The sequence below is a fragment of the Burkholderia sp. ABCPW 11 genome (assembly GCF_001523445.1).
Lineage (GTDB): Bacteria > Pseudomonadota > Gammaproteobacteria > Burkholderiales > Burkholderiaceae > Burkholderia.
The window spans coordinates 14,030-34,079 of record NZ_LOVM01000097.1; the positions used below are offsets into that span (position 1 = coordinate 14,030).

Annotated in this window: 19 protein-coding genes; 15 read left to right on the top strand and 4 right to left on the bottom strand. The window is 68.3% G+C overall.

Going from position 1 to position 20,050, the window contains the following annotated elements; translation table 11 throughout:
• Positions 1-70: 70 nt before the first annotated feature.
• From WS61_RS31130 to WS61_RS31150, 5 genes are all read left to right on the top strand, one after another.
• Complete coding sequence (locus WS61_RS31130) at positions 71-961, top strand: SPOR domain-containing protein (RefSeq protein WP_034201311.1); 891 nt, start codon at positions 71-73, stop codon at positions 959-961.
• A 69-nt stretch (positions 962-1,030) separates the two neighbouring features.
• On the top strand, positions 1,031-1,669 hold the full coding sequence (locus WS61_RS31135; RefSeq protein WP_059506364.1) for a thiol:disulfide interchange protein DsbA/DsbL: 639 nt from the start codon (positions 1,031-1,033) through the stop codon (positions 1,667-1,669).
• A 19-nt stretch (positions 1,670-1,688) separates the two neighbouring features.
• On the top strand, positions 1,689-2,462 hold the full coding sequence (locus WS61_RS31140) for an SDR family oxidoreductase (RefSeq protein ID WP_059506366.1): 774 nt from the start codon (positions 1,689-1,691) through the stop codon (positions 2,460-2,462).
• 446 nt (positions 2,463-2,908) lie between these two features.
• Positions 2,909-4,504, top strand: coding sequence for an ABC transporter substrate-binding protein (locus WS61_RS31145; protein ID WP_059506368.1), 1,596 nt, complete (start codon positions 2,909-2,911; stop codon positions 4,502-4,504).
• A 192-nt stretch (positions 4,505-4,696) separates the two neighbouring features.
• On the top strand, positions 4,697-6,343 hold the full coding sequence (locus WS61_RS31150; RefSeq protein ID WP_059506369.1) for an ABC-F family ATP-binding cassette domain-containing protein: 1,647 nt from the start codon (positions 4,697-4,699) through the stop codon (positions 6,341-6,343).
• 16 nt (positions 6,344-6,359) lie between these two features.
• Here the strand turns inward: WS61_RS31150 and WS61_RS31155 are convergent, their stop codons facing one another.
• Entirely contained in the window at positions 6,360-7,439 is a 1,080-nt protein-coding gene (locus WS61_RS31155) for an MBL fold metallo-hydrolase (protein ID WP_059506371.1), read from the bottom strand.
• Between the two features lie 304 nt (positions 7,440-7,743).
• On the opposite strand from WS61_RS31155, the gene aceK reads away from it, so the two are divergent.
• The 10 genes from aceK (at position 7,744) to WS61_RS31205 (ending at position 18,429) form a co-directional block, all read left to right on the top strand.
• A complete protein-coding gene (gene aceK, locus WS61_RS31160) occupies positions 7,744-9,561 on the top strand; it encodes a bifunctional isocitrate dehydrogenase kinase/phosphatase (RefSeq protein WP_059506373.1) in 1,818 nt (605 codons plus the stop codon).
• A gap of 56 nt (positions 9,562-9,617) precedes the next feature.
• Positions 9,618-10,385: a carbonate dehydratase gene (can, locus tag WS61_RS31165; protein ID WP_059506375.1), complete on the top strand. Its 768-nt coding sequence runs from the start codon at positions 9,618-9,620 to the stop codon at positions 10,383-10,385.
• Positions 10,386-10,497: 112 nt separating this feature from the next.
• On the top strand, positions 10,498-11,175 hold the full coding sequence (locus tag WS61_RS31170) for an SDR family oxidoreductase (protein ID WP_059506377.1): 678 nt from the start codon (positions 10,498-10,500) through the stop codon (positions 11,173-11,175).
• A gap of 53 nt (positions 11,176-11,228) precedes the next feature.
• A complete protein-coding gene (locus WS61_RS31175; RefSeq protein ID WP_059506379.1) occupies positions 11,229-11,666 on the top strand; it encodes a YchJ family protein in 438 nt (145 codons plus the stop codon).
• A 106-nt stretch (positions 11,667-11,772) separates the two neighbouring features.
• The gene (locus WS61_RS31180) at positions 11,773-13,044 is read left to right on the top strand and encodes a dienelactone hydrolase family protein (RefSeq protein WP_059506382.1); all 1,272 of its coding nucleotides are present in this window, start codon (positions 11,773-11,775) and stop codon (positions 13,042-13,044) included.
• A 489-nt stretch (positions 13,045-13,533) separates the two neighbouring features.
• The gene (gene bioA / locus WS61_RS31185) at positions 13,534-14,880 is read left to right on the top strand and encodes an adenosylmethionine--8-amino-7-oxononanoate transaminase (RefSeq protein ID WP_179949724.1); all 1,347 of its coding nucleotides are present in this window, start codon (positions 13,534-13,536) and stop codon (positions 14,878-14,880) included.
• Entirely contained in the window at positions 14,877-16,061 is a 1,185-nt protein-coding gene (gene bioF / locus WS61_RS31190) for an 8-amino-7-oxononanoate synthase (protein WP_059506386.1), read from the top strand. Before bioA ends, bioF begins: the two co-directional genes overlap by 4 nt.
• Positions 16,058-16,780, top strand: coding sequence for a dethiobiotin synthase (gene bioD / locus WS61_RS31195; RefSeq protein ID WP_059506388.1), 723 nt, complete (start codon positions 16,058-16,060; stop codon positions 16,778-16,780). Before bioF ends, bioD begins: the two co-directional genes overlap by 4 nt.
• 41 nt (positions 16,781-16,821) lie before the next feature.
• On the top strand, positions 16,822-17,841 hold the full coding sequence (bioB, locus tag WS61_RS31200) for a biotin synthase BioB (RefSeq protein WP_059506390.1): 1,020 nt from the start codon (positions 16,822-16,824) through the stop codon (positions 17,839-17,841).
• A gap of 186 nt (positions 17,842-18,027) precedes the next feature.
• Entirely contained in the window at positions 18,028-18,429 is a 402-nt protein-coding gene (locus WS61_RS31205; RefSeq protein WP_059506392.1) for a hypothetical protein, read from the top strand.
• 19 nt (positions 18,430-18,448) lie between these two features.
• Here the strand turns inward: WS61_RS31205 and WS61_RS31210 are convergent, their stop codons facing one another.
• The 3 genes from WS61_RS31210 to WS61_RS31220 all read right to left on the bottom strand — a co-directional run bounded on the left by WS61_RS31210 (position 18,449) and on the right by WS61_RS31220 (position 20,048).
• The gene (locus WS61_RS31210; protein ID WP_059506394.1) at positions 18,449-19,177 is read right to left on the bottom strand and encodes a copper homeostasis protein CutC; all 729 of its coding nucleotides are present in this window, start codon (positions 19,175-19,177) and stop codon (positions 18,449-18,451) included.
• An 83-nt stretch (positions 19,178-19,260) separates the two neighbouring features.
• Positions 19,261-19,665 carry a hypothetical protein gene (locus WS61_RS31215; protein ID WP_059506396.1) on the bottom strand — a complete coding sequence of 135 codons (405 nt, stop codon included), beginning with the start codon at positions 19,663-19,665 and terminating at the stop codon, positions 19,261-19,263.
• The gene (locus WS61_RS31220) at positions 19,662-20,048 is read right to left on the bottom strand and encodes a hypothetical protein (RefSeq protein WP_059506398.1); all 387 of its coding nucleotides are present in this window, start codon (positions 20,046-20,048) and stop codon (positions 19,662-19,664) included. The genes WS61_RS31215 and WS61_RS31220 overlap by 4 nt, the downstream gene beginning before the upstream one ends.
• Positions 20,049-20,050: the final 2 nt, after the last annotated feature.

Consider the following 20,050-nt stretch of genomic DNA (forward strand, 5'->3'; position numbering starts at 1 on the left):
CCGCGGCAGCACCCGTCGCCGGATGCCCGTCGCAGCCTTTTCACGATTCTTTTTGCAGGTGACTCAAGCAATGGCACAACCACGCCGCACTTCGAAACAATCGAAACAAGCCGGAGGAACATTTCTTGGAATCGTGCTGGGCCTGATCGTCGGCCTCGCGATCGCCGTGGTGGTGGCACTCTACATCACGCGTTCGCCGTCGCCGTTCGTGTCGAAGGTCGCGCCGCCGCCGGCCGACAACGGCGCGAGCCAGCCGCAGCAGTTCGACCCGAACCGCGCGCTGCAGGGCAAGACGCCCGGCCAGCCGGTGCCGCAGGCCGCGCAGCCCGCACCGCCGAACACCGCGCCCGGCCAGGCCGCGAACCAGACCCAGGGCGGCCTGCTGCCCGAGCCGCAGATCGTCGAAGTGCCGCCGTCGGGTAACACGAACGGCGCCACCGGCTCGAGCAACACCACCGCATCGAACACGCCGTCGTCGGGCAACGGCGTCGCCGTCGCACCGAAGCCGGCCGACACCACGCCGCCGCCGAAGAAGACGCAACAGGCGCAGCAACAGCAGCAAGGCGGCGAGGACGACCTCGCACGCTTCGCCGCGCAGAAGCAGGCGCAGCAAGCCGCCGCGCAAAAGCAGCAGCAACAGCAGCAGGCCGCGAACACGCCGAAGCCGACGTCGTCGGCCACGGCCGCGGCGGCAGCGAAGCCGCCGACCGCGAACGACGCGAACACCGGCTACTTCCTGCAGGTCGGTGCGTACAAGACGGAAGGCGATGCCGAGCAGCAGCGTGCGCGCCTCGGCTTCCAGGGTTTCGAATCGAAGGTGTCGAAGCGCGACGTCAGCGGCGTGACCTATTTCCGCGTGCGCGTCGGCCCGTTCTCGAAGTTCGAGGATATGAACTCGGCCCGTCAGCGCCTGTCCGATGCAGGTGTCGATACGGCGGTGATCCGCTTCACGAAGCAGTAAGCAGCCGGCCGCACCCACGCAGAACCCGTTACGTTTCGTAACCCGAGCAACCGATTCGACGTCCACAACATGAAAAAACTGCTTAGCACGCTCCTTCTGTCCCTCGGCCTGGCTGCCGGCCTGGCCCAGGCGACGCCCGCCGCCCCGGTGTCCGGCAAGGACTTCGAGGTGATGAAGTCGCCGCAGCCGGTGTCCGCGCCGGCCGGCAAGGTCGAGGTGATCGAGTTCTTCTGGTACGGCTGCCCGCACTGCTACGAATTCGAGCCGACGATCGAAGCCTGGGTGAAGAAACAGGGCAACAACATCGACTTCAAGCGCGTGCCGGTCGCGTTCCGTGACGATTTCCTCCCGCACTCGAAGCTGTTCTATGCGGTGTCTGCACTCGGCATCTCCGAGAAGGTCACGCCGGCGATCTTCAACGCGATCCACAAGCAGAAGAACTACCTGCTGACGCCGCAGGCGCAGGCCGACTTCCTGACCACGCAGGGCGTCGACAAGAAGAAGTTCATGGACGCGTACAACTCGTTCAGCGTGCAGGGCGAGGTGAACCAGTCGGCCAAGCTGCTGAAGGACTACGCGATCGACGGCGTGCCGACGGTCGTCGTGCAGGGCAAGTACAAGACGGGCCCCGCTTACACGAACAGCATCCCGGGTACCGCGCAGGTGCTCGACTTCCTCGTGAAGCAGGTCCAGGACAAGAAGCTCTGATCCCCGCCCGCGCGCCGGCATGACTACTCCGCTGAAGGTCTTCATCACCGGCGCGTCGAGCGGCCTCGGCCTCGCGATGGCCGAGGAATACGCCCGCCAGGGCGCCACGCTCGCGCTCGTCGCGCGACGCACCGATGCACTCGATGCGTTCGCGCGGCGTTTCCCGAAGCTGTCCGTCTCCGTCTATTCCGCCGACGTGCGCGACGCCGATGCGCTCGCAACGGCCGCCGCGTCGTTCATCGCCGCGCACGGCTGCCCCGACGTCGTGATCGCGAATGCGGGCATCAGCCAGGGCGCCGTCACCGGCCAGGGCGATCTCGCGGCGTTCCGCGACGTGATGGACATCAACTACTACGGGATGGTCGCGACGTTCGAGCCGTTCGTCGGCCCGATGACGGCCGCGCGCCACGGCACGCTGGTCGGCGTCGCGAGCGTCGCCGGCGTGCGCGGACTGCCCGGCTCCGGCGCGTACAGCGCGTCGAAATCGGCCGCGATCAAGTATCTCGAGGCATTGCGCGTCGAGCTGCGCCCGGCCGGCGTAGGCGTCGTGACGATCGCGCCCGGCTACATTCGCACGCCGATGACCGCGCACAACCCGTACCGGATGCCGTTCCTGATGGACGCCGACCGCTTCGCCGCGCGCGCCGCACGCGCGATCGCCCGGCAGCACGCATTCCGCGTGATTCCGTGGCAGATGGGTGTCGTCGCGAAGGTGCTGCACGTGCTGCCGCGCTGGCTGTACGATCGCCTGTTCGAAAAGGCGCCGCGCAAGCCGAAGGCCGGCGCGCACTGACGATCCGCCGAAGCGGCGTGCGACGTACGCCGGGCCGTCTCGCCGCACCGACGCGCCGACGCGTCGACGCGCCGGTTTGCGACACCTTCCACGGCATCTTCACCGCGTTCGCCGCATGCTTCGGCGCGCCGGCCCGCCTCTGCGCCGCCCCGCTCTCCCACCTCCCCCGCCTCTCCCGCCTCTCCCGCCTCTCCCGCCTCTCCCGCCTCTCCCGCCTCTCCCCGCCTCGCCCCGCCCGCCGCTTCCGCCGCACCTTTCGCTGCATCGACGCCCGTTCCGTCGCGAACGCAGCCTTTTTTCGGTCAATTCGCCGCGTTCCGGCGCCTTTTTTCACGCGTCGCGCGCTTTGACGGTATGCTATTCGCCAGCCGCGCCGGCCCTGCCTGCTTTCGGGCCGCGCCCGCCTCCGTCATCCAGCGAAAAACACGAGCCACGTGGGAGATCCTATGCACGTCAAGCTGTTCGCCGCGGCCGCCGTCGCCGCCGCCCTTGCCGCCCCCGGCCTCGCCGCCGCCAAGCCGCTCACCGTCTGCACGGAATCGAGCCCGGACGGCTTCGACGTCGTGCAGTACAACTCGCTCGTCACGACCAACGCGTCGGCCGACGTGATCTTCAACACGCTCGTGTCCTACGACGAAGCCGCGAAGAAGGTGGTGCCCGCGCTCGCCGACAAATGGGAAGCCAGCGCCGACGGCCTCACGTACACGTTCCACCTGCGCCCGAACGTCGCGTTCCAGACCACCGACTATTTCAAGCCGGGCCGCCCACTGAACGCGGACGACGTCGTGTTCACATTCAGCCGGATGCTCGACGATGCGAACCCGTGGCACAAGGTGGCCGGCGCGAGCGGCTTCCCGCATGCGCAGTCGATGGGCCTCGTGAAGCTCGTGAAGTCGGTCGCGAAGGTCGACGACAGCACGGTGAAGTTCGTGCTGAACGAACCGAACGCGACGTTCGTGCCGATCCTGACGATGGGCTTCGCGTCGATCTACTCGGCCGAATACGCCGACCAGTTGCTGAAGGCCGGCAAGCAGGCCGACCTGAACGCGAAGCCGGTCGGCACCGGCCCGTTCGTGCTGAAGAGCTACACGAAGGACGCGCTGATCCGCTACGACGCGAATCCGACGTACTGGGGCACGAAGCCGAAGGTCGACCGGCTGATCTACGCGATCACGCCCGACCCGTCGGTGCGCCTGCAGAAGGTGAAGGCCGGCGAATGCCAGATCGCGCTGTCGCCGAAGCCGCAGGACGTGCTCGCCGCGAAGGGCGAAAGCGCGCTGAAGGTCGTGCAGACGCCTGCGTTCATGACCGCGTTCGTCGCGCTGAACACGCAGAAGAAACCGCTCGACAACGACAAGGTGCGCGAGGCGCTGAATCTCGCGTTCGACCGCGCGACCTACCTGAAGGTCGTGTTCGACAATACCGCGACGGCCGCGAACAACCCGTATCCGCCGAACACGTGGAGCTACGCGAAGGACGTCGCGCCGTATGCGTACGATCCCGCGAAGGCGAAACAGTTGCTCGCGCAGGCCGGCTTCCCGAACGGTTTCTCGACGACCATCTGGACGCGCCCGACCGGCAGCGTGCTGAACCCGAACCCGAAGGTCGGCGCGGAACTGCTGCAGGCCGACCTCGCGAAGATCGGCGTGAAGGCCGAGGTCAAGGTGATCGAATGGGGCGAGCTGATCAAGCAGGCGAAGCTCGGCCAGCATGACATGCTGTTCATGGGCTGGGCCGGCGACAACGGCGATCCGGACAACTATCTGTCGCCGCTGTTCAGTTGCAACGCGGTGAAGTCGGGCATCAACTTCGCGCGCTTCTGCGATGCGCAGCTCGACAAGCTGATCGCCGACGGCAAGTCGACCGCCGACCAGGCCAAGCGCGCGAAGCTGTACGAAAGCGCGCAGAAGATCATCCACGACCAAGCGCTGTGGATCCCGCTCGGCTACCCGACCGCGGCCGCGCTCACGCGCACGAACGTGAGCGGCTATCGCGTGAGTCCGTTCGGGCGGCAGAACTTCACGACGGTCGCCGTGCAGTAACCGCGCGTGGCGCGCAGGCGACGGCGCGTGCGCCGCTCGCTTGCGGCCCGCGCGCCGCGCTTGCTACACTGCGCGCCTGTTCCTCCTGCCGGACGCCAGCCAAAGTGAACAATTAAGCCTTCCCGAAATGTTTTCGCCGCCCGTGCCACGCACGCCGCGCGCGAAGGTCTTCACGCATTTTTGGAGGTGCTGATGGCTGCAGCCACGCCCACCGGCGCGCTCGTCGCGCTTCATCACGTTTCCTTCCGCTTCGACGACGGCGTCACGCTGTTCGATTCGCTCGACCTTTCCATCGACCGCACGCCGACCGGCATCGTCGGCCGCAACGGCGTCGGCAAGAGCCTGCTCGCGCAACTGATCGCGGGCCACCGCGCGCCGAGCGCGGGTGCCGTCGAGCGGCATACGCAGGTCGCCTACGTCGCGCAGCAGCACGACCACGACGACACGGCGGCCGCCCCGCGCACCGTCGCGCAGATCGCCGCGCTCGATGCGCCGCTCGGTGCGCTCGCGCGTCTCGCCAACGGCCACGCGGCGCCGCACGACTTCGACCTGATCGGCGATCGCTGGGATCTCGCGGCGCGGCTGCGCACCGCGCTCGACGCGGCCGGCCTGCACGACGTCCACGCCGACACGCCCGCGCATACGCTGAGCGGCGGCCAGCTCGCGCGCGTCGCGCTGATCGGCGCGCTGCTGTCGGACGCGGGCCTGCTCGTGCTCGACGAACCGACCAACCATCTCGACGCACCGGGACGCGCGTGGCTGCGCGCGGCGCTCGACGGCTGGCGCGGCGGGGTCGTCGTCGTGAGCCACGACCGCGCGCTGCTCGCCGGCGTGCAACGCATCGTCGAGCTGACGCCGCACGGCGCGCGCTCGTACAGCGGCAACTACGTGCTCTACCGCGCGCAGCGCGATGCGGAACAGGAAGCCGCGCAAGCGGCGCTCGACCATGCGTGCACCGAGCGCGATCGCGTGCGGCGCAGGCTCGAACAGGAACACGACACGATCCAGCGTCACGCGGCCGCGTCGCTGCGCGGCGCGAAGACGGCCAACCTGTCGTCGATGGCGAAACAGCGCCGCAAGGGTGCGGCGCGCAGCATCATGGGACAGGTCCGGCGCCAACAGGACGATTTCAAGGCAACGCTCGACGAACGCGTGCAGCAGGCGGCCGCGCGGGTCGACGCCGCCGCGCCCGTGCTGGTGTCGCTGCCGGGCACGGAGGTCAGCGCGCGCCGCCAGCTGTTCACGCTCGAACGCGCGCAACTGCCGTGGCGCGTCGCGGGCGACGCCGGCGAGATCACGTGGTCGGCGAGCGGCGCGGTGCGCATCGCGCTGACTGGCCCGAACGGCTGCGGCAAGTCGACGTTGCTGAGGATGCTCGCGGGCGAGCTCGCGCCGCGCGCCGGCACCTGCACGACGCACGTGAGCGCCGCGTATCTCGACCAGCGGCTCGCGCTGCTGGACCTGGAGCGCTCGATCGTCGAACAGTTGAGCCTGCTCGATACGCCGCTTGCCGAAGGCGACCTGCGCAGCCGCCTCGCGCTGCTGCAACTCGACGCGACGCGGGCGACGCAACCGGCGCGGCAACTGAGCGGCGGCGAACGGCTGAAGGCCGCGCTCGCATGCGCGTTGTGGCGCGGCACGCCCGCGCAACTGCTGCTGCTCGACGAGCCGACCAATCACCTCGATCTCGAATCGGTGCGCGCGATCGAAGCGGCGCTGGCCGGCTTCCCGGGTGCGATCGTGGTCGCGTCGCACGACGCCGCGTTTCTCGCGGCGCTCGAACCGACGCACACGATGCAGTGGCAGCGTGACGGATGGCGCTACGAACCCGTCGCGTAAGGAGAACGAAGCAGTCTCAGCCGGCGGTGCGGAACCGCAGCACCCCGTCGTCGCCCTGTTCGCGCACGAGTTCGCCCGCGAGCCACAGCAGGTTCAGGTGCGCGAGCGCCTCGCCGAGCGCGAACGTCATCTGGTGGATGTCGAGCTCGCGGCGGCGGAACATGATCGGCACGATGTCGGCCGCGCTCCGCGGCTGCTCCGCGCATGCGACGCGCACTTCGGCCAGGCGCGCATCGTGGTGTTCGCGCAGTTGCGCGATGCGCGTGCGCACGCCGCGAAACGGCTTGCCGTGCGACGGCAGCACGAGCGTGTCGGGCGCCATCGTCTCGTAGCGGCCGAGCGACTCGAGATACAACGCGAGCGGGTTCGCTTCCGGCTCGAGATCGAACACCGACACGTTCGTCGAGATGCGCGGCAGCACCATATCGCCGGAAATCAGCACGCCGTCCGCTTCGCTGTGGAGCGCGCAATGTTCAGGCGAATGGCCGAAGCCGGTGACGACGCGCCACGTACGCGCGCCGATCGCGACCGCGTCGCCTTCGCGCAGGCGCCGGTAGCGCGGCGGCACGGCCGGCACGAGATCCGAGTAATAGCTGCGGCGGTTGCGCAGCTTGTCGAGCGCGGCCGGATCGGTCAGCCCGTGGCGCGCGAAGTGATCGGCGGCGGCCGCGCCGCCCGCGTTCGAGCCGTTACCGGCCGCCATCAGGCAGCCGAACAGGTATTCGCCGAGCGTCATCCACAGCCGCACGTTCCAGCGGCCCTTGTCGCCGCCTTCGCACAGCCAGTTCGCGAGGCCGAAGTGATCGGGGTGGCAGTGCGTGACGAGTACGCGCAGCACCGGCAGGCCGTCGAGATGCGTGTCGAAGATCTGCTCCCAGTGCGTCCGGATCGCGTCCGACGCGATCCCGCAATCGACGATCGTCCAGCCGGCCTGCCCGTCGATCTCGTCGCGCAGCAGCCACAGATTGATGTGATCGAGCGAGAACGGCAGCGGCATGCGCAGCCAGCGCACGCCCGGTGCGACCTCGAACGTGTCGCCCGGGGCGGGCAGCGTATCGGCGAAGGGGTAGTCGAGTTGGTGTTCCAGGGCGTTCATCGGTGGGGCGTCTCGTCGTTATCGGTGCGAATGCGTGCCGGCGGGAGGGCGCGGCGGGCGGTGCGTCGATTCTATCGCCGTCGCGCGAAACAGGTGCCCGACGAGCGCCGGCCCGCCGGAAAAAAGTTCGTGTCAGAATCGGTTCCGTACCCGTATCTTTACGCGAAGATGCATCGAACGGCGCCCAACGGCGATCAACACGCCGATTGACGGCCATTCGCGCGTCACCGCGAAAGTCATTGAAACGCCGACTTGGGCGCTAAAATGGCGAGTGCTTACAGCCCCTTGAACGAGCCTGCACGCGATGAATCACTTCCCCAAACTGCTGTCGTCGCAGATCGGTTTCGACGTCGCGCAGACGATGCTCGAATACTTCGATCGCCATTACCGGATCTTCCGCGAAGCGGCGGTCGATGCGAAGACGCTGTTCGAGCGCGGCGACTGGCACGGACTGCAGCGGCTCGCGCGCGAGCGGATCACGTCGTACGACGATCGCGTGAAGGAATGCGTCGAGGTGCTGGAAGACGAGTACGACGCGGAGAACATCGACGACGAAGTGTGGCAGCAGATCAAGCTGCACTACATCGGGCTGCTCACGTCGCACCGCCAGCCCGAGTGCGCGGAAACCTTCTTCAATTCGGTGTGCTGCAAGATCCTGCACCGCTCGTATTTCAACAACGATTTCATCTTCGTGCGCCCGGCGATTTCGACCGAGTACCTGGAGAACGACGAGCCGGCCGCGAAGCCGACCTACCGCGCGTACTACCCGGGCACCGACGGGCTCGCGGTCACGCTCGAGCGCATCGTCACGAACTTCCAGCTCGAGCCGGCGTTCGAGGATCTCACGCGCGACATCGGCTGCGTGATGCAGGCGATCGACGACGAATTCGGCCACTTCGACGAAGCGCCGAATTTCCAGATCCACGTGCTGTCGTCGCTGTTCTTCCGCAACAAGAGCGCGTACATCGTCGGCCGCATCATCAACGCCGACCGCGTGCTGCCGTTCGCCGTGCCGATCCGTCACGTGCGCCCGGGCCTGCTCGCGCTCGACACCGTGCTGCTGCGCCGCGACCTGCTGCAGATCATCTTCAGCTTCTCGCATTCGTACTTCCTCGTCGACATGGGCGTGCCGTCCGCGTACGTGGATTTCCTCTGCACGATCATGCCGGGCAAGCCGAAGGCCGAGATCTACACGTCTGTCGGGCTGCAGAAGCAGGGCAAGAACCTGTTCTACCGCGACCTGCTGCATCACCTGTCGCATTCGAGCGACCGCTTCATCGTCGCGCCCGGGATCAAGGGCCTCGTGATGCTCGTGTTCACGCTGCCGTCGTTCCCGTACGTGTTCAAGATCATCAAGGATCACTTCCCGCCGCCGAAGGACACGACGCGCGCGCAGATCATGGAGAAGTACCAGCTCGTGAAGCGCCACGACCGCCTCGGGCGGATGGCCGACACGCTCGAGTATTCGAGCGTCGCGCTGCCGCTCGCGCGGCTCGATCACGCGCTCGTGCGCGAACTCGAGAAGGAAGTGCCGTCGCTGCTCGAATACGAGGACGACAAGCTCGTGATCAAGCACCTGTACATCGAGCGCCGGATGACGCCGCTCAACCTGTACCTGCAGAACGGCACCGACGCGGACGTCGAGCATGGCGTGAAGGAATACGGCAACGCGGTGAAGGAGCTGATGAAGGCCAACATCTTTCCGGGCGACATGCTGTACAAGAACTTCGGCGTCACGCGCCACGGCCGCGTCGTGTTCTACGACTACGACGAGATCGAGTACCTGACCGACTGCAACGTGCGGCGCGTGCCGCCGCCGCGCAACGAGGAAGACGAGCTGTCCGGCGAACCGTGGTATACCGTCGGCCCGCACGACATCTTTCCGGAGACCTACGGGCCGTTCCTGCTCGGCGACCCGCGCGTGCGCGGCGTCTTCATGAAGCATCACGCGGACTTTTTCGATCCCGCGCTGTGGCAGGCGAGCAAGGACAAGCTGATGCAGGGCGAGTTGCCCGATTTTTATCCGTACGACGCGGCGCTGCGCTTTTGCGTGCGCTACCCCGCGCGCTTCGGCGCGACGGACAGGAACGACGGCGAAGGCGACGCGCAGCGCGCCGCCTGACGCCGGCAACACCGCAATCATTATCGACCCGATTTCCGCCAACGGAATCCACACCGATGACTACCCAAGACAATCCGCTTTCACATCTGTTCGACAACAACGATGCCTGGGTCAAGCGCCAGCTCGCCGACGATCCCGATTTCTTCGCACGGCTCGCCGACCAGCAGGCGCCGGAATATCTGTGGATCGGCTGCTCGGATTCGCGCGTGCCGGCCAACCAGATCATCGGCCTGCCGCCGGGCGAAGTGTTCGTCCACCGCAACATCGCGAACGTCGTCGTGCACAGCGACCTGAACTGCCTGTCGGTGATCCAGTTCGCGGTCGACATCCTGCGCGTGAAGCACATCATGGTCGTCGGCCACTACGGCTGCTCGGGCGTGAACGCGGCGCTGCACAACCGCCGTGTCGGCCTCGCGGACAACTGGCTGCACCACGTGCAGGACGTGCGCGAGCGCCATGCGGCGCTGCTCGACGAATGGCCGGTCGGCGAAGCGCGGTACCGCCGCCTGATCGAGCTGAATTCGATCGAACAGGTCGTCAACGTGTGCCGCACGACGATCGTCAACGACGCATGGGCGCGGGGCCAGTCGCTGACCGTGCACGGGCTCGTGTACGGCGTGCACGACGGCCGGATGCGCAACCTCGGGATGTCCGTGTCGAACTTCGATGCGCTCGACGAAACCTACCGGCGCTGCGTGGCGGCGCTGACCGCACGCGGCCAGCATGCGCCCGACAACGACATGGTCGCAGCGGACGCCGCGCAGCTCGACGGCGTCGCGCAGGCAGTCGCCGCCACGCTCAAGCCGTGCGACGACGCGCAGTAACGCGCAATGACGGGCCGGCCGTCTGGCGGCGGCTACCGCGCGGGCGCGGCACGCGTCGAACGGATCTGACACCGGCGCTGCCACGGCGGCGCCAACCCAAGGAGCGACGGGCATGAAAACCGTATTGATCGTCGGTGCATCGCGCGGCCTCGGCCGCGAATTCGTCCGGCAATACCGGCGCGACGGCTGGAACGTGATCGCCACCGCGCGCGACGCGGCGTCGCTCGACGCGTTGCGCGCGCTCGGCGCGCAGCCGCATGCGCTCGACATCGCGCAGCCCGAGCAGATCGCGGCGCTCGGCTGGAAGCTCGACGGCGAGCGGCTCGATGCGGCCGTGCTCGTGTCGGGCGTGTACGGGCCGCGCACCGAAGGCGTCGAGACGATCACCGCCGAGGATTTCGACGCGGTGATGCATACGAACGTGCGCGGGCCGATGCAGTTGCTGCCGATCCTGCTGCCGCTCGTCGAGGACGCGCGCGGCGTGCTGGCCGTCGTGTCGAGCCGGATGGGCAGCATCGCGGAGGCGACCGGCACGACGGGCTGGCTGTACCGCGCGAGCAAGGCCGCGCTGAACGACGCGCTGCGCATCGCGTCGCTGCAGACGCGCCATGCCGCGTGCATTTCGCTGCATCCCGGCTGGGTGCGCACCGACATGGGCGGTGCGCAAGCCGCGATCGACCCGGAAACGAGCGTGACCGGCATGCGTCGCGTCATCGCCGAATCCGCTTCGGACCTGTCTCAGGCGAACGGCCGGTTCTTCCAGTACGACGGCATCGAGCTCAGTTGGTGAGCGGCGCCGGCAACCGGGCGTTGTCAACCGAGCGTTGTTAATTCACATTCCGCATGATTTTGAACCGACCTGATGCATGCCCGTGCGGCGGCGCGTCGCCCGCGCACGCCGGCAAAGCGCCGGCGCCCCGCTATGCGGCCTGCTGCGGCCGCTTCATCGATGGCGGCGAAGCCGCCCCGACCGCTCTCGAATTGATGCGTTCGCGGTACAGCGCGTACGTGCTGGGGGCGACCGCTTATCTGCGCGCGACATGGGCCGCGCGCACCTGCCCGCCCGATCTCGACACCGACCCGGACGCACCGGACGCGCCGCGCTGGCTGGGCCTCGCGGTCAAACGCCACGTGCCGCTCGACGACCGGCATGCGGAGGTCGAATTCGTGGCCCGTTACAAGGTCGGCGGACGCGCGTACCGGCTCCACGAGACGAGCCGCTTCGAGCGCGACGAGCAGGGATTCTGGCGCTATGTCGACGGCGAAGTAAGTGAACGCTGACAAATAGTTGCCCTGTCAGACGCCGGGTAATTCCCGCATTGCACAACCCGATTTTGTCGGGCTACGATGGCCTCGAATTGGTCATGTTGCATGGCAGGGCTTACGGATGGCGTTCAGCAAGGTATTGGTGGGATGGATGGCGGCCTGTGCGCTGTCGGCCGCTCAGGCCGGTACGCTGCCGAGCGCCAATACGGGTGCAGGCGCCAGCGGGTCGCTCGCCCACGCGGAGCACTTCGACTACGCCGACTCGAACCTGCCGCAGGTCGCTGCCGACCTCAACGAACAGATCCTCCGCATTCCGGCCGACGCGTCGGGCGCCGTCACGCTCGAGGCGACGCTTTTCAAGCCGAACGGCCCCGGCCCGTTCCCGCTCGTCGTCTTCAACCACGGTAAAAATACCGGCGATCTCCATCTGCAGCCGCGCAGCCGGCCGCTCGCGTTCGCGCGCGAATTCGTGCGCCGCGGCTATGCGGTGATCGCGCCGAATCGCCAGGGCTTCGCCGGTTCGGACGGCACGTACCGGCAGGAAGGCTGCAACGTCGGCAAGAATGGCCTCGCGCAGGCCGCCGACGTCGATGCGACGGTGCGCTACATGTCGCGCCAGCCGTACGTCGATGCGTCGCGCATCGTCGTCGCCGGCACGTCGCACGGCGGCCTCGTGTCGATCGCATACGGCACCGAAGCCGCGGCGGGCGTGCGCGGCATCATCAACTTCTCCGGCGGGCTGCGCCAGGACCTGTGCGATGGCTGGCAGCGCAACCTCGTCGACGCGTTCGACCAGTACGGCGCGCATACCGCCGTGCGGTCGCTGTGGCTGTACGGCGACAACGATTCGGTGTGGACGCCCGCGCTCGTCGCGCAAATGCACGACGCATACGTGTCGCACGGCACGCAGGCCCAGTTCATCGATTTCGGCCGCTACAAGGACGACGCGCACCGGCTGATCGTCGATCGCGACGGCGTGCCCGTGTGGTGGCCGGCCGTGCACGCGTTCCTCGCCGAACTGAACCTGCCGACCGCGGTGCGCTATGCCGTCGCGGATCCGCACGAACCGAAGGCCACCGGCTATGCGTCGATCGATGCGGTCAACGCGGTGCCCTACGTCGACGAAGCGGGCCGCGAAGGCTATCGCCGCTTCCTGAACCAGCATCCGAGCCGCGCGTTCGCGGTGTCGTCGGAAGGCGCGTGGTCATGGGCCGAAGGCGGCGACGATCCGATGGCGCTGGCGCTCGACAACTGCGCGAAGCAAGGGGCAGGCGCGTGCCGGCTGTATGCGGTCAACGACCGCGTCGTGTGGAGCGACAACGCGACGCAGACGGCCGACAACGGCGACGATCACACCCGCGACGTCGATACGCGCGCACTGGCTTCGCGCTGACGCGCGGCTGCCGTCCTCCCTTCGCGCTCCGCCCATCAAGGTCGTCGCGGCGCGCCACTACCGGCTCGTCAAATCGAGCACACACTGCGTCACGCTCGTTTTTACGAGCGATCGACGTGAATTCGCCCTTGCGCCGCCCCGTCGATCAGGCAAATCCGCGAAACGAGATCGCCCCTTGACGCCTCCCACGCGTCCCACGCCGCACCATCATCGTTCCCCTTATTTCACCGCTACGCCGCCCCCCGCCCTGCGATTTTTTTCCGTCGGGGGGTGTCACTCGAACGTCGTCATCTGCGCGCATTTCGCCCGATCCGCCGCGTTCCGTCCCGAGCCCCGCCGAACTGCGCCGAACTCCCGCCCCGCAAGGCTTTGCGGCGTTTGTAACCGCTAGTGCAACGTCCGGCGGAACACGCTAATCTCTGCGCGTTTCGTGTTCCGCCGCGCGGCATCCCGTCGATGCCGCGCGGCCGTTTTACCCCCGGAGTCGCCTTGAGTACGCCAGCCACCGACGACTGGGTCGCGCGCAGCCTGCGCGCGGTCTGGCATCCCTGCACCCAGATGAAGCATCACGAGCGCCTGCCGCTCGTCCCCGTCGCGCGCGGCGCGGGCGTGTGGCTGTACGACCGCGACGGCCGCCGCTACTTCGACGCGATCAGCTCGTGGTGGGTCAACCTGTTCGGCCATGCGAACCCGGACATCAACGCGGCGCTGAAGGACCAGCTCGACACGCTCGAACACGCGATGCTCGCCGGCTGCACGCACGAACCGGCGATCGAACTCGCCGAACGGCTGCATGCGCTCACCGCGCGCACGCTCGGCCATGCGTTCTTCGCGTCGGACGGCGCGTCGGCCGTCGAGATCGCGCTGAAGATGAGCTTCCACGCGTGGCGCAACCGCGGCCGCGCGAACAAGCAGGAATTCGTCTGCGTCGCGAACAGCTATCACGGCGAGACGATCGGCGCGCTCGGCGTGACCGACGTCGCGCTGTTCAAGGATGCGTACGATCCGCTGATCCGCCACGCGCACGTCGTCGCGTCGCCCGATGCGCGCGGCGCGCTGCCAGGCGAGACGGCCGCCGACGTCGCGGGCCGCGCGCTCGCGGACGTGCGGCGGCTGTTCGTCGAACGCGGCGACCGGATCGCCGCGCTGATCGTCGAGCCGCTCGTGCAGTGCGCGGCCGGCATGGCGATGCACGATCCGTCGTACGTGCGCGGGCTGCGCGCGCTGTGCGACGAATTCGGCGTGCACCTGATCGCCGACGAGATCGCGGTCGGCTGCGGCCGCACGGGCACCTTCTTCGCGTGCGAGCAGGCCGGCGTCTGGCCCGATTTCATGTGCCTGTCGAAAGGCATCAGCGGCGGCTACCTGCCGCTGTCGCTCGTGCTCACGCGCGACGACGTGTTCGCGGCGTTCTACGACGACGACACGACGCGCGGCTTCCTGCACTCGCATTCGTACACGGGCAACCCGCTCGCGTGCCGCGCGGCCGTCGCAACGCTCGATCTGTTCGCACGCGACGACGTGCTCGCGAGCAACGCCCGCAAATCGGCGACGCTGCGCGCGGCGCTCGCGCCGCTCGACGCGCATCCGCACGTGCGCCACCTGCGCGAGCGCGGCACGCTGTTCGCGTTCGACGTCGCGCTCGACGGCGATGCGGCACACAGCTTCTCGCGACGCTTCTTCGAACAGGCGCTCGCGCGCGAACTGCTGCTGCGCCCGATCGGCACGACCGTGTACCTGATGCCGCCGTACGTGATGAGCGACGACGACATCGCGTGGCTCGCGCAACACACGCGCGACACGCTCGACGCCACGCTGGAGGACCTTGGCCGATGAGCCTGCTCGACACCCTGCAACGCGGCCTCGCCGATCTCGACGCCCAAGGGCTGCGCCGCGTGCGCCGCATCGCCGATACCGCGTGCGACGCGCGCATGACCGTGAACGGCCGCGAGATCGTCGGCTTCGCGAGCAACGACTACCTCGGCCTCGCCGCGCATCCGGCGCTCGTCGCCGCGTTCGCGCAAGGCGCGCAGCGCTACGGCTCCGGCAGCGGCGGCTCGCACCTGCTCGGCGGGCATTCGCGCGCGCATGCCCGGCTCGAGGACGAACTCGCGGGTTTCGCGGGCGGCTTCTCCGATGCGCCGCGCGCGCTGTACTTCAGCACCGGCTACATGGCGAATCTCGCCGCGATGACGGCGCTCGCCGGCAAGGGCGCGACGATCTTTTCCGACGCACTGAACCACGCATCGCTGATCGACGGCATGCGGCTGTCGCGCGCGAACGTGCAGGTCTATCCGCACGCCGATACGGCCGCGCTCGCCGCGCTGCTCGATGCGTCGGACGCCGAAACGAAGCTGATCGTCAGCGATACCGTGTTCAGCATGGACGGCGACGTCGCGCCGCTCGCCGAACTCGTCGCGCTGGCCGAACGCCACCGCGCGTGGCTCGTCGTCGACGACGCGCACGGCTTCGGCGTGCTCGGCCCGCAGGGTCGCGGCGCGCTCGCGGCCGCCGCGCTGCGTTCGCCGCATCTCGTGTACGTCGGCACGCTCGGCAAGGCGGCCGGCGTCGCCGGCGCGTTCGTGATCGCGCATGAAACCGTGATCGAATGGCTGATCCAGCGCGCACGCAGCTACATCTTCACGACCGCCGCGCCGCCGGCCGTCGCGCATGCGGTCTCGGCGAGCCTGAAGCTGATCGCGGGCGACGAAGGCGACGCGCGCCGCGCGCACCTCGCCGCGCTGATCGAACGCGCGCGCGCCCTGCTGCGCAACACGCGCTGGCAGCCGGTCGATTCGCACACGGCCGTGCAGCCGCTCGTGATCGGCAGCAACGACGCGACGCTCGCCGCGATGCGCGCGCTCGACGCGCACGGCCTGTGGGTGCCTGCGATCCGGCCGCCGACGGTGCCGGCCGGCACGTCGCGGCTGCGCGTGTCGCTGTCGGCCGCGCATTCGTTCGACGATCTCGCGCGGCTCGAAGCCGCGTTGATCGAAGCCAGCGAGGCAGCCGCATGACCGCCGCCCCGCTTTCCGTCTTCGTCACCGGCACCGACACCGAAATCGGCAAGACCTTCGTGTCCGCCGCGATGCTGCACGGCTTCGCGCGGCACGGCCTGCGCGCGGCCGCGCTGAAGCCGGTCGCGGCCGGCGCGTACGAACGCGACGGCGTGTGGCGCAACGAGGATGCCGATCAGCTCGACGCCGCCGCGAACGTCGCGCTGCCGCCCGAGCTGCGCACGCCGTTTCTGCTGAAGGCGCCCGCCGCGCCGCACATCGTCGCCGCGCAAGAAGGCGTGACGCTCGACCTCGACACGATCGTCGCGTGCCATCGCGAAGCGCTGACGCGCGCGGACGTCGTCGTCGTCGAAGGCGTCGGCGGCTTTCGCGTGCCGCTGAACGACACGCAGGACACCGCCGATCTCGCGGTCGCGCTCGGCCTGCCCGTCGTGCTCGTCGTCGGCGTGCGGCTCGGCTGCATCAGCCATGCGCTGCTGACGGCCGACGCGATTCGCGCACGCGGCCTCACGCTCGCGGGCTGGGTCGCGAACCACGTCGACCCGGCCATGTCGTTCGCCGACGAGAACGTCGCGACGATCCGCGACTGGCTAGCACGCGAGCACCGCGCGCCGCTCGTCGGCCGCATCGCGCACATGACGCCGGCCGCCCCCGAATCCGCCGCGGCGATGCTCGACATCGCCGCGCTCGTCGAGTCGCTGCGCGCCGCGCGGCATTGACCCGACCGATCCCCCCATCCCGCCCAGGACAGGAAAACGAAATGACCCAAGCCCAGACCGCCGCCATGCAACCCGACTCGATTCCCGTCGCTGCACCGGCCCCGCAACGCTGGCGCGTCGCCGACGTCGTCGCGCTGTTCGAGTTGCCGTTCAACGACCTGATGTTCCGCGCGCAGCAGGTGCATCGCGAGCACTTCGACGCGAATGCGGTGCAGTTGTCGACGCTGCTGTCGATCAAGACGGGCGGCTGCGAGGAAGATTGCGGCTACTGCTCGCAGTCGTCGCATCACGATACGGGCCTGAAGGCCGAGAAGCTGATGGACGTCGACGCGGTGCTCGACGCCGCGCGCGCGGCGAAGGCAAACGGCGCGAGCCGCTTCTGCATGGGCGCCGCATGGCGCAACCCGAAGGAGCGCCACATGCCGGCGCTGACCGAAATGGTGCGCGGCGTGAAGGAACTCGGCCTCGAAACCTGCATGACGCTCGGCATGCTCGAGGACGAGCAGGCGCAGCAGCTCGCCGACGCGGGCCTCGACTACTACAACCACAACCTCGACACGTCGCCGGAGTTCTACGGTCAGGTGATCTCGACGCGCACCTACCAGGATCGTCTCGACACGCTCGATCGCGTGCGCGACGCGGGCATCAACGTGTGCTGCGGCGGCATCATCGGGATGGGCGAATCGCGCCGCGAGCGCGCGGGCCTGATCTCGCAGCTCGCGAACCTGAACCCGTATCCGGAATCGGTGCCGATCAACAACCTCGTCGCGATCGAAGGCACGCCGCTCGAAGGCACCGCGCCGCTCGATCCGTTCGAGTTCGTGCGCACGATCGCGGTCGCGCGCATCACGATGCCGAAGGCGGTCGTGCGCCTGTCGGCCGGCCGCGAGCAGCTCGACGACGCGATGCAGGCGATGTGCTTCCTCGCCGGTGCGAACTCGATGTTCTACGGCGACCAGCTGCTGACGACGAGCAACCCGCAGACGCAGCGCGATCGCGCGCTGTTCGAGCGCCTCGGGATTCGCGCGAGCCAGGCCGATGCGCTGGCGGAAAACGCGTAAGCGGCAGTTTCATTGCTGCGACGAAAGCCGGGACGTGTCCCGGCTTTTTTTGTCAACGAACGTCACGGGCTGTGTGCATCGCCATCGCGTCCGCACTAATATTTCCCCCGTTCGCCGTAGCGATCGCGCGCGGGGCGACACACGGCCCGTCGGGCCGACATCCAATCACACTCGGGGGAAACAGGAATGAACAAAATCGCCGTCGCCGTGCTCGGCTTCGTCGCGGCTACCGCGCACGCCGCAGAACCGAAATGTTCAACGCAGACGCTGAACGGACACACCAGCGAGCTGTGCGTGACGAGCGTACCGTTCCAGCACGACTACTACACGCTGAAGGTCGATCGCGCACTGATCTTCACGTTGCCGGACGATTACGTCGAAGACGTCGCGCTGACGCACACGATTCCACAGGACGCGGCGATCGAGTTCCCGCTGTCGCGGCAAGGCACGCCGACGGTGAAGATCTCGGGCGGCTGCGCGCCGGTCAGCGAGACGCGCGACGGCACGGCGCTCGAGGTCGGCCGCCGCTGTTCGTTCAAATGGGGAAGCGTCGACATTCTGAAGGATCTGACGATCCGCTACGACTGACGAGCACGCACGCGTGTTGTCAACGCGGCACGCGCGCCACGTCGTCGAGCGCTGCGCGCGCCCTCGCGACGAGCCGCTCGTCGACCGGTGCCAGCACCTCGCCGCGCGGCCGCACGCCCGAGCCGAAGTGCACCGCGCGCACGCCCGTCGTACGGACGAAATCGCCGACCGCATCGACGGTCAGCCCCGAGCCGGCCAGCACCGTGCACGTCGAGCCTTCCGCGTGCCGCACCATCCGCGCGATCGTCGCGGCCGCATCGAGCACCGACGGATGACCGCCCGACGTCAGCACCGACGTGACGGCCGGCACGCGCAGCAGCGCGTCGAATGCGGCGTTCAGGTCGCGCGCGACGTCGAATGCGCGGTGGAACGTCAGGTCGCGGCCGTCCGCGGCGGCCGCGATGCGCGCGAGCGCGTCGAGATCGATGTCGCCGCGCGCATCGAGCGCGCCGAACACGATGCCGTTCGCGCCGGCAGCGACAGCTGCGCGTACGTCGCGCTCGATCACGCGCAGATCGTCGGCGTCGTAGACGAACGAACGGCTGTGCGGCCGCACGATCACGTTCACCGGAATCGGCACGGCGGCCACGACGGCTTCGATCAGGCCGACGCTCGGCGTCAGCCCGCCTTCGCCGATCGCGGTCACGAGTTCGAGCCGGTCGGCACCCGCGCGGGCGGCGGTCTTCGCATCGCCGACGGTCGTGGCGATCACTTCGAGGAGCACGGAAGAAGCAGCGGTTCGGATCATCGGCGGCTCGCGTATCGTCAGGACAATGCGCGCATCGTAGCGGAGCGGCGCGACCCGCGCCAGCGGGCAGGCCGCCGCCCGCGTCAGCCGCGCCGCACGAGCCAGGCGCCAGCCAGGCCGGACAACGCCGTCACCGCGAAACCGGGCATGAACCGGAACATCCGCACGCTGACGTGCAGCCCCTGCTGCCGCATCACGTCGACGAACTCAGGCGACATCAGCATCGCCACCCAACCGATCATCCCGAGCGCGGTGGTCGCGGTCGCGACGAGCAACGCGATGCCCACGCCGCGCGCACGCGGCCGAAATGCGCCGGCGAACGCGCCCACGGCAAGGAGCACGGCCGACACCGCGAACAGCACGGCGCCGAATACGATCATGAAGCCCGGATGGCCGATCCTGATGAACGCCATCGTCTGCGCGCAGAGCACGCACATGCCAGCGATCGCGAACAGTGCGATCGCCAGTGCGTTACGCAGAACCTTCATGCGAGCGCCTGCCGGAAATACGCGGTCGCCGGGCGCCGGAACAGCAGGTAGACGAACAGCGCGAACAGCAGCACGCCGGGAATCATCGCGACGAACATCGTCGACGGCATGTTGACGAGCGAGAACGCGAAGCCGAACCCGGACGTCGCCAAGTACGCGTTGCGCGACCACTCGCGGCCCTTGAGGATCGCGACGCCGATCGCGACGTTCGCCGCTTCGACGATCACGCTGACGCCGAGCGTCGCCCAGACGGGCAGCAGATAGTGCGACATCAGCGCCTGCGCAGCCGGCGCGCGGATCGAGAACGGCGTATAGATGCACGCGATCGCATTGGTCACGATCAGGATCCACGCGAGGATCGTCAGCGAAATCGGTCTTTTCATTT